Below are 14,559 nucleotides of genomic sequence, written 5' to 3'. Positions count from 1 at the left end.
GTCGCTAGACCCCTCCCCCCCGCCCCCCGCATGCTCGTCCCGCCCCACCCCCCCCCCCCCCCCCCCCCCCCCCCCCCCCCCCCCCCCCCCCCCCCCCCGCGGCCGGGACCGCTACTTCGCGCGGTCGAAGTCGATCTGGCTGTACGCGCGAAGCTTGGACAGCCGGTGCGTGGAGTCGATCTGCCGGATCGTGCCCGACTTCGACCGCATGACCAGCGACTGGGTGGTGGCGGTCTCGCCGCGGTAGCGGACGCCGCGCAGGAGTTCGCCGTCGGTGATGCCGGTGGCGACGAAGAAGACGTTGTCGCCGGAGACGAGGTCGCCGGTGGACAGCACCCGGTCCAGGTCGTGGCCCGCGTCCAGCGCGCGCCGGCGCTCGGCGTCGTCCTTGGGCCAGAGCTTGCCCTGGATGGTGCCGCCGAGGCACTTGATGGCGCAGGCGGAGATGATGCCTTCGGGCGTGCCGCCGATGCCCATCAGCAGATCCACACCGGTGCCTTCACGTACGGCCATGATGGATCCGGCCACATCGCCGTCGGAGATGAACTTGATGCGGGCGCCGGTCTCCCGGATCTCCTTGACGATGCCTTCGTGACGCGGCCGGTCGAGGATGACGACCGTGACGTCCTCGGGCGAGGAGTTCTTGGCCTTCGCGACACGCCGGATGTTCACCGACACGGGTGCGTTGATGTCGACGAAGTCGGCGGCCTCGGGCCCGGTGACGAGCTTGTCCATGTAGAACACGGCGGACGGGTCGAACATCGTCCCGCGGTCGGCCGCGGCGAGGACCGCGATGGCGTTGGGCATGCCCTTGGCGTTCAGGGTGGTGCCGTCGATGGGGTCGACGGCGATGTCGACCTCGGGGCCGGTGCCGTCACCGATGCGCTCACCGTTGTAGAGCATGGGAGCTTCGTCCTTCTCCCCCTCTCCGATGACGACGACGCCGTTCATGGAGACGGTGGAGACGAGGGTGCGCATGGCGTTGACCGCGGCGCCGTCCGCGCCGATCTTGTCACCGCGTCCGACCCAGCGGCCCGCTGCCATGGCGGCGGCCTCGGTGACCCGGACCAGTTCCAGGGCGAGGTTGCGATCGGGAGCCTCGGGCGAGACCTCGAGTTGGGGCGGCAGGTTGTGCTCGGTCATCGGAGCGCACCTTTCTGTACGGCGACGGCCGGGAAAAGAGGGTGCTTGGACTCTATCGTTACGTCGACAAAATGAGCAGAGGGGGCCACGTATGAGCACCGACATGACCTGAGACCATGGGTGCGTGGCAGGAACACGTGGCAAGCAGAGTGTGCGGAACATGCTGCAGTCGTTGGCGGTGATCGGCATCGCCGTGGCTGTGATGTACATGTTCATCCCGCACGACGGCAAGAAGGACCCGGTCAAGGCGGTCGACTACCGCGTCGAGCTCCTGACGGTCCGGCGCGCCGCGCCGTACCCGGTGGCGGCGCCGGTCGGGCTCCCGGACCAGGACAAGTGGAAGGCGACCTCGGTCACGTACGACGGCCAGGCCGACAACGCCTGGCACCTGGGCTTCCTGGACCCGGCGAAGGAGTACGTGGCGATCGAGCAGTCCTCGGCGCCCGACCGGGACAAGTTCGTGCGGTCCGTCGCCAAGCAGGCGGCGAAGACCGACCGCACCCAGCGGATCGCGGGCGCGACCTGGCGCCGCTGGGAGGGCCCCAAGTACGACGCGCTCGTCCGCGAGGACAAGGGCTCCACGACCGTGGTCACGGGAACGGCGGGCTTCGCCCAGCTGGAGCGGATGGCGGCGGCGCTGGAGCTGAAGAAGACGTGACGACCGTCTGACGGCCCTCTGATGTCGTACGGCAAAGGGCCGCCGCACCCCCCCGGGGTGCGGCGGCCCTTCCGCGTTCTGGGCCGGGGCCGGCTCAGACGGTGGTGACGACCTCGTCGTACGACAGGCGCGGGCTGCGCGGGTACGACGCGTCCTCGCCCGGCTTGCCGATGTTGACGACCATCAGCGGGGTGTGGTCGCCGTCCAGGAACTCCTTCTGGAGCCCGGCGCCGTCGAAGCCGGTCATCGGGCCGGCGGCGAGCCCGGCGGCGCGGACGCCGACGATGAAGTAGGCGGCCTGGAGCGCGGCGTTCAGACCGGCGGCGTTCTCGCGGACCGGACGCTCGCTGAAGAACGCGTCCTTGACCTGCGGCCAGGCCGGGAACAGCGTCGGCAGCTCCTCGTGGAACTCGTTGTCGGCGGCGAGGATGGCGACCAGCGGGGCGGTGGCGGTCTTCGCCCGGTTGCCCTCGGCCATGTGCCCCAGCAGCCGCTCACGCGCCTCGGCCGAACGCACCAGCACGATCCGCAGCGGCGTCTGGTTGAAGGCGGTCGGCCCGAACTTGACCAGGTCGTAGATCGCCTGCACCTGCTCCTCGGTCACCGGCTCGTCGGTGAACGTGTTGGCAGTACGGGCCTCACGGAAGAGGAGGTCCTGGGCGGCGGAGTCAAGGGCGAGAGACATTACGTACCTTCCGGACTTACGGGGATTCCGCTTGCGGGGGAATCAAGCGGTGACCACACTGTACGACGGAGTTAGGTTAAGTTTCAACTAAACGGGCGGCTGGGTGACTGGCCTCACAGGATGGGCGATTTCCAGCCACGGGGTGAGCGCGGGCGAAGCCCCCGGCGGGCGGACCGGTGGGAAGCCGCCGCGCCCTTTCCAGAAAGCCCTGGGCGGGCGGCCGGGTTCGTCGCCTGCGGCCCGGTGGGGGCTGATCGCTCCCCCGAGTTCTCGGCTCCGCTCGAACAGGGGCCCCATCGCGGCGGAGCCGCACGATGTCACAGCCCCGCGCCCCTTCAATGCCACTGCGCGGCATCCCCTGGGCGCCCCGAAGGGGCGATTCAGGGGCGTGGGGAACTGCGCGACCGGCCAAGGACAGCCCGCAGACGAACGGGCCCCGCAGCGGGGTGCAGGGCCGGCCGGGGTCCGGGGCGGAGCCCCGAGGCGGTGCAGGGGCGCAGCCCCGCCGGGGGGCCGAGGGCGAGGCCCTTGGAAACCCACCCACCATCCCAGAGGGGTCCGGGGCGGAGCCCCGAGGGGGTGCAGGGGCCGCAGCCCCGCTGGGGGGCCGGAGGGCGAAGTCCTCGGGAACCCACCCAGTCTCCCCCCTTCCAGGGGGTCCGGGGCGGAGCCCCGAAAGGGGTGCAGGGGGCGGAGCCCCCGCTGGGGGTCTGGGGGCGAAGCCCCCAGGAGAACCCCTCACCTCTCAACCCACCCCCGGAGGGTTCAGGGGAAGGGGCGGGGAGGGGCAAACGTCACCCCTCGTCCTCCAGCGCCGCATCCAACCGCGCCCGAGCCCCCTCCAGCCACCGCCGGCACACCTTCGCCAGCGCCTCCCCCCGTTCCCACAGCGCCAGCGACTCCTCCAGGGTCGTGCCCCCGGCCTCCAGCCGCCGTACGACGTCGATCAACTCGTCCCGAGCCTGCTCGTACCCGAGCGACTCGGACGACGCCGATGCACCGGAGCCCGACGCGTCCGAGCCCGACGCGGACGCGCCCGCATCCGACGCCGCACCCTCGTCGCCCCCACCCGTCCCAACCTTCGCTGCCATACCCGTCACCCTACGCATCCGTCCCGACGACAACCGTGAACTCCCCCTCGGCCACCCTGGCCCGCAACTCCTCGCCCCCGGCGACCTCCCCCGGCGCCCGCACCACCGCCCCGTCCGCCCGCTGGAGCACCGCGTACCCCCGTTCCAGCGTCGCCGCGGGCGACAGCGCGACCACGCGCGCGCGGGTGTGCGCCAGCTCGGAGTCGGCCCGGTCGAGGAGGTGGCCGAGGACCCGGCGCGAGCGGTCCACCAGCGCGTCCACCTCGTCCGCCCGGTCGTCCACCATCCGGTGCGGCCGCTCCATCCAGGGGCGGCCGAGCATCCCTGCCAGCCCCCGCTCCTCCCGGTCGACGAGGCCGACGACATGGCGTCGCGCCCGGTCCCGCAGCATCCTGACCCGGTCCAGCTCCTCCCCGACGTCGGGGACGACCTTCTTCGCCGCGTCCGTCGGTGTCGACGCCCGCAGATCCGCGACCAGGTCGAGCAGCGGCGAGTCCGGCTCATGCCCGATCGCCGAGACGACCGGCGTACGGCACCCGGCCACCGTCCGCACCAGCTGCTCGTCGGAGAACGGCAGCAGATCCTCCACGCTCCCCCCGCCCCGCGCCACGATGATCACGTCGACCTCCGCAAGGCCGTCCAGCTCCTTCACCGCCTGGACGACCTGCGGCACCGCGTGCACCCCCTGCACCGCCACGTTGCGCACCTCGAACCGCACCGCGGGCCAGCGCCGCCGCGCGTTCTCCAGTACGTCCCGCTCGGCCGCCGAGGCGCGGCCGACGACCAGCCCGACGAGCTGCGGCAGGAACGGCAGCGGCCGCTTGCGGTCGAGCGCGAACAGCCCCTCCGCCGCGAGCGACTTCTTCAACTGCTCAAGCCGGGCGAGCAGTTCACCGATGCCCACGGGCCGTATCTCCGCGGCCCGCAGCGACAGCTGGCCGCGCGGCGCGTACCACTCCGGCTTCGCGTGCACCACGACCCGGGCGCCCTCGGCGACGACGTCCGCCACCGCGTCGAACACCTGCCGGTAGCAGGTGACCGACACCGAGATGTCGTGCGACGGGTCACGCAGCGTCAGGAACACCACCCCCGCGCCCGGCCGCCGCGAGAGCTGGGTGATCTGCCCCTCGACCCACACCGCCCCCAGCCGGTCGATCCAGCCGCCGATGAGCCGCGACACCTCACCGACCGGCAGCGGCGCCTGAGCACTCGTATTCAGACCCATGTACGCAGGCTAACGGCCCCCACTGACACCGGCCCCGAACGCGCCGCCGCCGCGGCCTGTGACGGACGGCCGGACGACAAGGCCGGGCAGCACCCCGCCCACGGGGCGCCACAGCCGCGCCCGGCTACCCCACCCGCCCGAACCTCTCCGCCCCCTGCACCATCAGCACCCCCACCCCCAGCACCAGCCAGACGAGCCCGACCACCTGCGCCGTGCGGGTGGCCTCCCACATCACCGCCACGATCACCGCCGCGCCGAGCAGCGGAAGCACCACATGCGTCAGCCAGTTGGGCTCGCCCTCGCGGCGCTGTACCGCGTACCAGCCGATCACCGACGCGTGCAGCAGCAGGAACGCCGTCAGCGCGCCCATGTCGACCACCGAGACCAGGTGGTCCATGCCGTCGTCGCGCCGGGCCGCCCAGACCGCCGCCACCAGCGTCACCACGGCCGCCACCAGCAGCGCCGCGCGTGGTGCGCCCGAGTCCGTGCGCGACAGGACCTTCGGCAGCCGCCGCTCGCGCGCCATCGCGAAGACAAGGCGTCCCGCCGCTGCCTGTCCGGCCAGCGCCGCGAACGCAGCCCCGATCGCCTTGCTCGCCGCCACCAGATCGTGCAGCCAGGTGCCCACAGAGGCCTCGACCATGTCGTAGAAGGCCGAGCCCTGCTTGACCGGCTCGGCCGCGAGCGCGGCCGACGAGGTCGGCGCGAGCAGCGCCGCCAGATACGTCTGCGCCACGAACAGCACGCCCGCCAGCGCCAGACAGAAGAGCACCGCGCGCGCGACCTGCTCCGAGCCCCCCGTCACCTCCTCCGCGAAGGAGGCGATCGCGTCGAAGCCCAGATAAGAGAGCACCGCCACCGACACCGCACTGAGCACCGCCGCGAGCGAGAACCCGGCGTCCCCGGCGAGCGGCGACAGCCAGTCGCGCTGCGCCCCGTCCCGTACGAGCACGACGACCGCCGCGACCACGAACACCAGCAGGACGACGATCTCCATGGCGAGCACCGCGAACCCGACCCGCGCCGCCGCCCGTACGCCCCAGAGGTTGAGCGCGGTGGTGACCACCACGGCCAGCGCGGTCCACACCCACCGGGACACCTCCGGGACCAGCGAGTGCATCGCGATCCCGGAGAAGAGGTACGCGACGGCCGGGATCAGCAGATAGTCGAGCATCGCCATCCAGCCCGCGATGAACCCGGCCCCCTCGCCGAGCCCTGCGCGCGCGTAGGCGAAGACCGAGCCCGCCTGCGGGGCGACGCGCACCATCTGGGCGTAGCTGAATGCGGTGAACGCCATGGCGACGGTCGACACGACGTAGACCAGGGCCACGGCGCCGCGCGACTTCGCGTCGAGCGTGCCGAAGATGCCGACGGGCGCCATCGGGGCGATGAACAGCAGCCCGTACACGACAAGGTCACGGAACCCGAGGCTGCGCCGCAGCCCGCCGTCCCGAGGCACCCGCCGCCCGCTCTCCGCGCTCGCCCCGCTCTCTTCGCGCCGCGCACTCATGCGGCCAGTCTCGTCGGCCGGACGATCTTTGGCCCGCCGGGCAGCGCAGGGGTGTCGGACCCCGGCCGTACCATGGAGCGCATGACTGCAACGCCTGCCCGCCGTGTCCTGCTCGCAGCACCCCGTGGCTACTGCGCGGGTGTGGACCGCGCCGTGATCGCCGTCGAGAAGGCCCTGGAGCAGTACGGGTCACCGATCTACGTCCGGCACGAGATCGTCCACAACAAGTACGTCGTGCAGACCCTGGAGAAGAAGGGCGCGATCTTCGTCGACGAGACGGCGGAGGTCCCCGAGGGCTCGATCGTCATGTTCTCGGCGCACGGCGTGGCGCCGACGGTGCACGAGGAGGCGGCCGAGCGGAAGCTCGCCACCATCGACGCGACCTGCCCCCTGGTCACCAAGGTGCACAAGGAGGCCGTCCGGTTCGCAGGCGAGGACTACGACATCCTCCTGATCGGCCACGAGGGCCACGAAGAGGTCATCGGCACCTCCGGCGAGGCCCCCGACCACATCACGCTGGTCGACGGCCCCGAGGACGTGGCGAACGTCGAGGTCCGCGACGACTCGAAGGTCGTCTGGCTCTCCCAGACGACGCTCTCGGTCGACGAGACCATGGAGACGGTGGACGCGCTCAAGCAGAAGTTCCCGCTGCTGGTCTCCCCGCCGAGCGACGACATCTGTTACGCGACGCAGAACCGCCAGATCGCGGTGAAGCGGATGGGCGCGGACGCGGACCTGGTCATCGTCGTCGGATCCAAGAACTCCTCGAACTCGGTCCGCCTGGTCGAGGTCGCCCTCGGTGCGGGCGCGCGCGACGCCCACCTGGTGGACTTCGCCGACGAGATCGACGAGGCGTGGCTGGAAGGCGTCAGCACGGTCGGCCTGACGTCCGGCGCGTCCGTTCCCGAGGTCCTGGTCGAGGGCGTACTGGAGTGGCTCGCCCAGCGCGGCTTCGAGGACGTCGAGCTCGTCAAGGCGGCGGAGGAGTCGATCACGTTCTCGCTGCCGAAGGAGCTCCGCCGCGATCTGCGCGCGGAGGCGGCGGAGCTGTCCGGAAAGTAAGCCGGGCAGCGGCTCGCAGCAGCCGGAAGGCAGCGAGGAACGCCTGGTCACGGGCGCTTGCTGGGTGACTGTCAGTGCCCGCCCGTAACGTGGTGTCCATGAACGTGTTCGGAGTGGACATCGGCGGGTCCGGGATCAAGGGTGCTCCCGTGGACCTGGAGCGCGGCGACCTGACCCAGGAGCGGTACAAGGTCCTGACCCCGCACCCAGCGACGCCCGAGGCGGTGGCGGACGGCGTCGCGGAGGTGGTCGGCCAGTTCGGCTGGTCGGGCCCGGTCGGCATCACCTTCCCGGGTGTCGTCACGGGCAACACGATCCGCACGGCGGCCAACGTCGACAAGGCCTGGATAGGCGTGGACGGGGCGCGGCTGCTCGCCGACCGCCTGGGCGGCCTGCCGGTGACGGTGATGAACGACGCGGACGCGGCGGGCGTGGCCGAGATGAGCTTCGGCGCGGGCCGGGGCCGCAAGGGCACCGTGATCCTGCTGACGTTCGGTACGGGCATCGGCAGCGCCCTTTTCCTCGACGGCCGCCTGGTGCCCAACACGGAGCTCGGCCATCTGGAGCTGCACGGTCACGACGCGGAGAAGCGCGCCTCGACCAAGGCCAAGGAGGACGAGGACCTGACCTGGTCCCACTGGGCCCACCGCGTCCAGAAGTACCTGGCCCACGTCGAGATGCTGTTCTCGCCGGAGCTCTTCATCATCGGCGGCGGCGTGAGCCGCAAGGCCGACAAGTTCCTGCCGCTGATCGAGGGGATCCGGGCGGAGATGGTCCCGGCGGAGCTCCAGAACAACGCGGGGATCGTGGGGGCGGCGATGACGGCGGGCCGCCGGTAGCGGCGGCCCCCCCCCGCCATCGGGGGACGATGCCGGGCTGCGGCGCCGGGTTCCGGCTACCGCCGGGGCCCGGGCCCCGGCCCGGCGGGCCGGGCCCTGCGCCGCCCCATCAGCCGCAGCTTCCGTACGCTCGCGATCAGGCCCGCCACCAGCGTGCCGCCGTACAGCCAGCCGGCGTGCAGGGCCAGGGCGGTGACCACGGCCATGGCCTGGCCGCCGAGGCCGCCGGAGCCGCCCGCGATGGGCACGATGCCGAACGCGAAGGCGATCGGGACGCTGATGGGCGCGCTCACCAGGTCGGCGGGGCGCACCCAGAGCGCGGTGACGGCGCTCACCGGCAGGAACAGCACGCCGTACACGGCGGGCGAGCCGTCGAAGATCAGCCAGTCCAGGCAGCCGAACAGGAACATGACGGCCGCCGCGAACAGCCCGCCGCCGAGCCCCGTGAGCCGGGGCTGGGGAAGCCGGCGCAGGGCCAGTACGAACGGAGAGGCGGGCCGGGCCGCCACCCGGTACACGGCGGCCGCCTCGCCGACGGCGGCCTCCGGCCCGAGTGGCGCCCGCCCGGAGGTACGGCCGGGCGCGCGTCCGGCCGGGCCGTCGGCCGTGCGTGCTCGCTGTCCGGGCTGCGGGGTGCGCGTCCTGTATTGCTCCACCGCACCAACGTAGGTCGCAACAGGGGAGGAACCACCCGTGGGACACGCCCTTTGGGTGAGCTTGGCGTTGCGTTCGACGCGAAACCGCCCCTGGAGGCGGTATGAGGGGGCGGGAGCCCGCCCCGGTGAGGGCCGTCGCCGCCGAGACGACACGCCCGTAAACTGGTGAGTCGGCCCCCATCCGCGGGGGCGTCGGCCCCCGGCCCGGGGGCGGACGGACCATCACCCTCGTACCGGGAAGTCGCCAACGTGTCGCTCACGATCGGAATCGTCGGTCTGCCGAATGTCGGCAAGTCGACCCTGTTCAACGCCCTGACCAAGAACGACGTGCTGGCGGCCAACTACCCGTTCGCCACCATCGAGCCGAACGTCGGCGTCGTCGGCGTCCCTGACGCCCGCCTCCACAAGCTCGCCGAGGTCTTCAGCTCGCAGCGCGTGCTCCCCGCCACGGTCGACTTCGTCGACATCGCCGGCATCGTGCGCGGCGCCAGCGAGGGCGAGGGCCTGGGCAACAAGTTCCTGGCCAACATCCGCGAGTCGGATGCGATCTGCCAGGTCATCCGCGCCTTCAAGGACGAGAACGTCGTCCACGTCGACGGCAAGGTGTCTCCGAAGGACGACATCGAGACGATCAACACCGAGCTGATCCTCGCCGACCTCCAGACGATCGAGAAGGTCCTGCCGCGCCTCCAGAAGGAGTCCCGGATCAAGAAGGACGTCGCCCCCAAGGTGGCGGCGGTCGAGGCGGCCAAGGAGATCCTGGAGAGGGGCGACACGCTGTTCTCGCAGGGCATCGTCCAGGGCACGGAGAAGTCGGAGCTCCTGCATGACCTGCACCTGCTGACGACGAAGCCGTTCCTCTACGTCTTCAACGTCGACGAGGACGAGCTCACCGACGACGCCTTCAAGGCCGAGCAGCGCGCGCTGGTGGCCCCGGGCGAGGCGATCTTCCTCAACGCCAAGCTGGAGCAGGACCTCGCCGAGCTCGACGAGGCGGACGCCCTTGAGCTCCTCCAGTCCGTCGGCGCCGAGGAGCCCGGCCTGGCCACGCTCGCCCGCGTCGGCTTCAACACCCTCGGCCTCCAGACGTACCTGACGGCCGGCCCCAAGGAAGCCCGCGCCTGGACCATCAAGAAGGGCGCCACGGCCCCCGAGGCGGCCGGTGTCATCCACACCGACTTCCAGAAGGGCTTCATCAAGGCGGAGGTCATCTCCTTCCACGACCTGATCGAAACGGGTTCGGTCGCCGAGGCCCGCGCGAAGGGGAAGGCGCGGATGGAGGGCAAGGAGTATGTGATGCAGGACGGGGATGTGGTGGAGTTCCGCTTCAATGTGTAATCAAGCGATTACTGAACGTTGATGCGCTTCGTTTGACGTGCAGAGTAGGGGTCGAGCTCTCTCTTGAGCTCGACCCCTGTCGTCTCCGCATTGGCCCTAGCTGTGCCAGATTGACGGCTGAGCGCCGTACTTCTCGATGATGCGATGCATGTCAGCTCGCTTACGGTCCCAGAGCGTCTCGTGCGGCTTGAGTGCTGAGTCAAGGCGAGATGGAACATCAGCCGCCGGGAGCTTCCATCGCTGGCGAGCGCGGTGACAGGTTAGGTCCCTTCACTGGAAGACCTGATGCCGCGAGCAAGTGTCTCGCCAATCGTCCACAACCGTAGGGCTGTTGTCAGCCCTACGGTTTAGCCTTCGATCATGCGGCCGCCACTTGAACACGAGCTGCGTGAAGCGCTCGTACGTAACTTGGAGTTGATCGAGCCGGGCCTCCGGCCGGTTCAACTCAAGGAGTACCCCCTGCCCAATGCTCACGGCACCAAGGGCAGCATCGATATCTTGGCTCGAGACCGTCACCAGATGTGGGTGGTCGTCGAGCTGAAGCGGTCGCGGTCCAGCGCGCGGCAGGCCCTGCATGAAGTGAACAAGTACGCCGAGCTTCTCTGTCGGGAGAAGAACCTCGCCCCTGACCGTATCCGAGCTGTGATCGTGGCAATGCCAGATGACTGGGAGGAGTTGCTGACGGCCGTCAGCAACGCAGCGCGAGACTGGAGCCATGACCTTCGTGGCTACCGGCTCCTCCTGGATGATGGTGGTCATCCCATCGCTGCCGAGCGGGTACAACTGCTGCCGCGAGCCTTCGAGCCTCGCATCACCCCCATTCACAACCTGTTCTTCTTCAAAACAGAGGAACAGCGGTTGCACGGCTGGAATCTCATCAGCAAGGTTGCCGCCGATCTCGGAGCACTGGATCTACTGGCGGCGGACTTCGACCGCGTGGCGCAGAAGCAATGGATCCCTGCCCCGTTCGGCCTCTACCTGGCGGTAGGTCGCGTCGATGAGGCACGCGCATCGGTGGACCTTCTGAGCGGTTATGACGGTCCAGAACCGTTCGCCGCCGAGCATCCCGCCGAGTATCTGGCCCTCTGTGCGATCTGTAACCGCCTAGCGCGCAGCGAGATACGGGGCATGAACATGGAAGGAGCTCGGCCGGGGTTGCTGACCAACCTTGCTGAGGATCCCAACTGGGCCATTCAAGGCTTCCGAGGCACTGGAGCTTTCGATGACACAGCGGCTTTTGAAGACCGAGACCTATTTCGGTTTCTCTCCGGGGATGATCGAGGTGACAGTCAGGTCCTCTACACGGGGTCGGCGAGCCCGCGGGTAGCAAGCCGCTGGCAAGGGTTCCGGAGAGAGATCCGACAGAGTTTGGCCGGCAACCCGGTGTGGGAGTCGCTTGTTGCCGGTTGGCTTGATGAGACGAGTGAGAAGGTCGGATACGGGGACATTGGCCTGCACATCTACAATCCCTGCAATCTCCTGCAAGCGATCATCCATGGATGGCCAAGCAGATTGGAGGAGTTCCTGCCCATGGTCATGGGGGAAGCCGTATCCGATGAGGGGCAGCACAGCTCAGTGCGGGGCGCCTTGTGCTGGAACGGTCGGGGCATGTCCCTCCCTGAGGCGGTGCAGCTCGTCTATCGGGACTCTCTGTTCCTGATGAGCAACATGTACGGCGGGGCCATGTGGGAGCGTGACCAAGAGCTGCTGGAACTTCTCGGGCTTCAATACGTGCTCTTGGAGAAGATCGGCCCAGGCCAAGCAGAGACATCTGCAGTCGATGAGCGTCGTATATGGGTGCGACACGAGCAGGGCGCTCGCGCCTACTCCTCACTCGCGAACCCGTCCGCATACGCACAGGCGTGTGCGGGCATAGCGGCGAACGGAGAGATTGTCTCCGTCACGCAGTACCTCGACGAGCATTCCCGTGAGGTAGAGCTGGTGGCCAGGGAGTATCGCGCCTTCTTCCATGTTGTTTAGCTCCGCCGGAAAACGAGTCAGCGACTAGCCTTCCTCCCCGGCGGGCGCTGCTGTCGACGTTCCTGCCGTTCATCAGCGACACGGTGCCTGTCCGCCTGCGGCGCTCGACCGCCGCAGGCGGGGCGCACCGAAGTGGTGATTCACTGGTTGGCACACGCCAGCGTGTCCCAGTGCTTCGAATGCCTGCGGCAGAGAGTTCAGCGGTGTGTTGGAAGCGGGACACCGAGACCTGTGCGCATCGAAGGGATCCACCCCCGATGATCCGGGCTAGCGGCCCAGGCGGAGAGCGCCTCAGGGAAGTGTCTGTCCTCCAAAACCGACGCGAGAGGCGTGCCCGCCAGGCTTTCCAGAGTGCGGAGAACCTCTGGGAAGTCTGCCCGGTACAGACGTACGGCTGTGCGTGTGGCGGCGTCGATCCTTCCAAGCTGCACCTGGTCATGCCATCGGATGAGTCCGGAGATGAACATCTCGCAGGCGTCCGCGCGGCCCTTCCGTAGCTCGTCGCGGTTTAGCCCAAAGACCTCGATGCTGTGCCTACCCTTAGGCGTGCGGCATTTCAGCTCGCCCGTCCTCGGCAGTAGCTTCAGATGATCCGCAGGGTCGTCCACAGTTGGGTCGATGAGCAGGCAAGCGCCCGTTTCGGGGTCACAGGGAAAGAGGTGGCGTTTCTCGTTGCTGTTGCAGTGAGAGCAGGCCAGCAGATGGTTGTCCCAGCAAAAGGTCCGAAGCGGGGTACGAGCCTTCGGCTCGAAGTGGTCGATGTCGGTTCCCTGGTTATCCAGGCAGTACATGCAACGGATACGGCCGGGGGCCATCTGCTCCAGCAGACCTTTAATGTGTCTTCGGGCAGCTCGCGCATCCTTCCACTGCTCATCGGCTGCATTGCTTGTGGCTCCTGCGTCTTGGATCTTCTTTGTGCGAAAGTCGCAGAGCTTGGTCATCGCGTCAGTGGCAGGCAGGCGCTGGACGGGGATCATTCGTCACCTGCGAGGTGCGCCGCCATCTCATAGACCCGTGCGGTGCGGGAACTCGACAGCTTGGCCGCCAGGTCCTTGTACTCCGCGACTTCGTCGGCATTCGCTTCCTCGTCGAAGACCTTCTCTTCGAGATGCACGAGCCGTTTTCGTAGGTTGTCTGCGCGCTCGGAGTACGGGGTCTCTAGGCCAAAGAGCTCGGAGAGCACGGCATCTTCGCCGCTGCCGTACACGATCCGCTGGTACAGGTCTGGTGCTACGACCTCAGGTGCCCGTTGTTCCTCAGGTCCTGGCAGCCGAATCAGTCCACCTGGATCAGCGGCCTGACAGATGTAGGGGCTATGGCTGGTCACGATGAACTGGATCCGTGGAAAGTGACACTTCAGCCAGTCGCCGATCGCCCGTTGCCAGGTGACGTGCAGATGGGCGTCCACCTCGTCGATGATGACCACTCCTGGCATCCGCACGATTGGACGGCCGGTGCTGTTGGTCCCGGAGTCGAGGGTCCCGTAAGCGGTCTGGAGCTGTCGGACTATGTCGAGAACCAGGGCCACGACGGTTCGGAAACCGTCGCTCATCTCCCTTAGGGGATAGGCCCGGTCTGGGGCGTCGGCCGGTGCCACCCACAGTCCTTCGGACGAGACCCGCAGTGCCCGATACTTGTTGGGCAGCAGGCCGTCGGAGAGCAGCTCCTTAACAGTATCCAGGAGCTGCGTGGCCTCCTCGCTGCCCTCCAGACTCCGCAGCCGCAGCTCCTTGAGCCAGCTGACGCCCTCGGCGAGCGAGGCGTCCTCGTGGAAGAGCGAGGCCATCCGTCCTGCGGGTCCCGGCGAGAGCATGAGCCGTTGGGCCTCCCCGCTGCCCCCCATCAGGCGTCGAAAGGGGCCGTATGCGGCACAGAACCAGCCTTGCGGATTGTCAGACCAGGGGCCGCGCTCGGCTGACGGAGACCCGTACTTGACGCCGTCGTATGGGGAAAGCGAGGGCTGTGCGGCGCCGCCGAAGGTGTTGTGCTGGAGGTCGTCGGCGTTCGGTAGTGTCCAGTCCAGACCGAGCATCATGCGGCCGTCCGGTCCGCGGCCTCGGCCGGTGAGCTGGTCGACTGCGTAGTCAGGTGAGACAGCAGCCTGACACCAGGCGGCTGTCTCACCAGTAGTGATCCAGCCGCTGAAATTCTGGGTGAGGGTACGAGCGACCCGCGGGCCGGCGAGCGCAAGGGCCAAGGCGCGCAGGAACGTGGACTTTCCGGAGCCGTTGCGTCCCGCGACTACAGTCCAACTGCCTCCATCGGCGGGCTGGGGCAGGGCGAGTGTGTCAACAGCACGGGCCCCATGGAAACCCCGGACACTGGAGAGGCCGAACTCTGTAACGTACACACAGCCCTCCTTACCGATCCTC

13 protein-coding genes are annotated in these 14,559 nt (G+C 68.8%); 5 read left to right on the top strand and 8 right to left on the bottom strand.

Annotated features, from left to right (window positions below):
* Nucleotides 1-111: 111 nt before the first annotated feature.
* Nucleotides 112-1,143, bottom strand: a complete 1,032-nt coding sequence (gene glpX / locus ACZ499_RS23730) for a class II fructose-bisphosphatase (RefSeq protein ID WP_385826489.1) — start codon at nucleotides 1,141-1,143, stop codon at nucleotides 112-114.
* Nucleotides 1,144-1,267: 124 nt separating this feature from the next.
* On the opposite strand from glpX, the gene ACZ499_RS23725 reads away from it, so the two are divergent.
* Nucleotides 1,268-1,801 carry a DUF4245 domain-containing protein gene (locus ACZ499_RS23725; RefSeq protein WP_468677692.1) on the top strand — a complete coding sequence of 178 codons (534 nt, stop codon included), beginning with the start codon at nucleotides 1,268-1,270 and terminating at the stop codon, nucleotides 1,799-1,801.
* 94 nt (nucleotides 1,802-1,895) lie between these two features.
* Here ACZ499_RS23725 and ACZ499_RS23720 read toward each other — a convergent pair whose 3' ends face one another.
* The 4 genes from ACZ499_RS23720 to ACZ499_RS23705 form a co-directional block, all read right to left on the bottom strand.
* A complete protein-coding gene (locus ACZ499_RS23720) occupies nucleotides 1,896-2,486 on the bottom strand; it encodes a malonic semialdehyde reductase (protein ID WP_468677690.1) in 591 nt (196 codons plus the stop codon).
* A 794-nt stretch (nucleotides 2,487-3,280) separates the two neighbouring features.
* On the bottom strand, nucleotides 3,281-3,577 hold the full coding sequence (locus tag ACZ499_RS23715) for an exodeoxyribonuclease VII small subunit (protein ID WP_468677689.1): 297 nt from the start codon (nucleotides 3,575-3,577) through the stop codon (nucleotides 3,281-3,283).
* 10 nt (nucleotides 3,578-3,587) lie between these two features.
* Entirely contained in the window at nucleotides 3,588-4,802 is a 1,215-nt protein-coding gene (gene xseA, locus ACZ499_RS23710) for an exodeoxyribonuclease VII large subunit (protein ID WP_468410699.1), read from the bottom strand.
* Nucleotides 4,803-4,926: 124 nt separating this feature from the next.
* A complete protein-coding gene (locus tag ACZ499_RS23705) occupies nucleotides 4,927-6,312 on the bottom strand; it encodes an APC family permease (protein WP_468677687.1) in 1,386 nt (461 codons plus the stop codon).
* A 72-nt stretch (nucleotides 6,313-6,384) separates the two neighbouring features.
* Here ACZ499_RS23705 and ACZ499_RS23700 point away from each other — a divergent pair, with 72 nt between their 5' ends.
* Both ACZ499_RS23700 and ppgK read left to right on the top strand, forming a co-directional pair.
* On the top strand, nucleotides 6,385-7,374 hold the full coding sequence (locus tag ACZ499_RS23700; protein WP_385540374.1) for a 4-hydroxy-3-methylbut-2-enyl diphosphate reductase: 990 nt from the start codon (nucleotides 6,385-6,387) through the stop codon (nucleotides 7,372-7,374).
* 98 nt (nucleotides 7,375-7,472) lie between these two features.
* The gene (ppgK, locus tag ACZ499_RS23695; protein ID WP_466974031.1) at nucleotides 7,473-8,213 is read left to right on the top strand and encodes a polyphosphate--glucose phosphotransferase; all 741 of its coding nucleotides are present in this window, start codon (nucleotides 7,473-7,475) and stop codon (nucleotides 8,211-8,213) included.
* A 56-nt stretch (nucleotides 8,214-8,269) separates the two neighbouring features.
* Here ppgK and ACZ499_RS23690 read toward each other — a convergent pair whose 3' ends face one another.
* Nucleotides 8,270-8,869 carry a DUF6542 domain-containing protein gene (locus ACZ499_RS23690; protein ID WP_468677685.1) on the bottom strand — a complete coding sequence of 200 codons (600 nt, stop codon included), beginning with the start codon at nucleotides 8,867-8,869 and terminating at the stop codon, nucleotides 8,270-8,272.
* Between the two features lie 249 nt (nucleotides 8,870-9,118).
* Here ACZ499_RS23690 and ychF point away from each other — a divergent pair, with 249 nt between their 5' ends.
* Both ychF and ACZ499_RS23680 read left to right on the top strand, forming a co-directional pair.
* Nucleotides 9,119-10,207, top strand: coding sequence for a redox-regulated ATPase YchF (ychF, locus tag ACZ499_RS23685; protein ID WP_385540376.1), 1,089 nt, complete (start codon nucleotides 9,119-9,121; stop codon nucleotides 10,205-10,207).
* A 360-nt stretch (nucleotides 10,208-10,567) separates the two neighbouring features.
* Nucleotides 10,568-12,187, top strand: a complete 1,620-nt coding sequence (locus tag ACZ499_RS23680; protein WP_468677683.1) for an endonuclease NucS domain-containing protein — start codon at nucleotides 10,568-10,570, stop codon at nucleotides 12,185-12,187.
* Between the two features lie 197 nt (nucleotides 12,188-12,384).
* Here ACZ499_RS23680 and ACZ499_RS23675 read toward each other — a convergent pair whose 3' ends face one another.
* Complete coding sequence (locus ACZ499_RS23675) at nucleotides 12,385-13,128, bottom strand: HNH endonuclease family protein (protein WP_468677682.1); 744 nt, start codon at nucleotides 13,126-13,128, stop codon at nucleotides 12,385-12,387.
* A gap of 32 nt (nucleotides 13,129-13,160) precedes the next feature.
* Entirely contained in the window at nucleotides 13,161-14,537 is a 1,377-nt protein-coding gene (locus ACZ499_RS23670; protein WP_468677681.1) for an AAA family ATPase, read from the bottom strand.
* Nucleotides 14,538-14,559: the final 22 nt, after the last annotated feature.

The sequence above is a fragment of the Streptomyces sp. NPDC031265 genome, from assembly GCF_055570295.1.
Note: the sequence above shows the minus strand (reverse complement) of the source record. Positions and strands in the feature narration are given on the sequence as shown.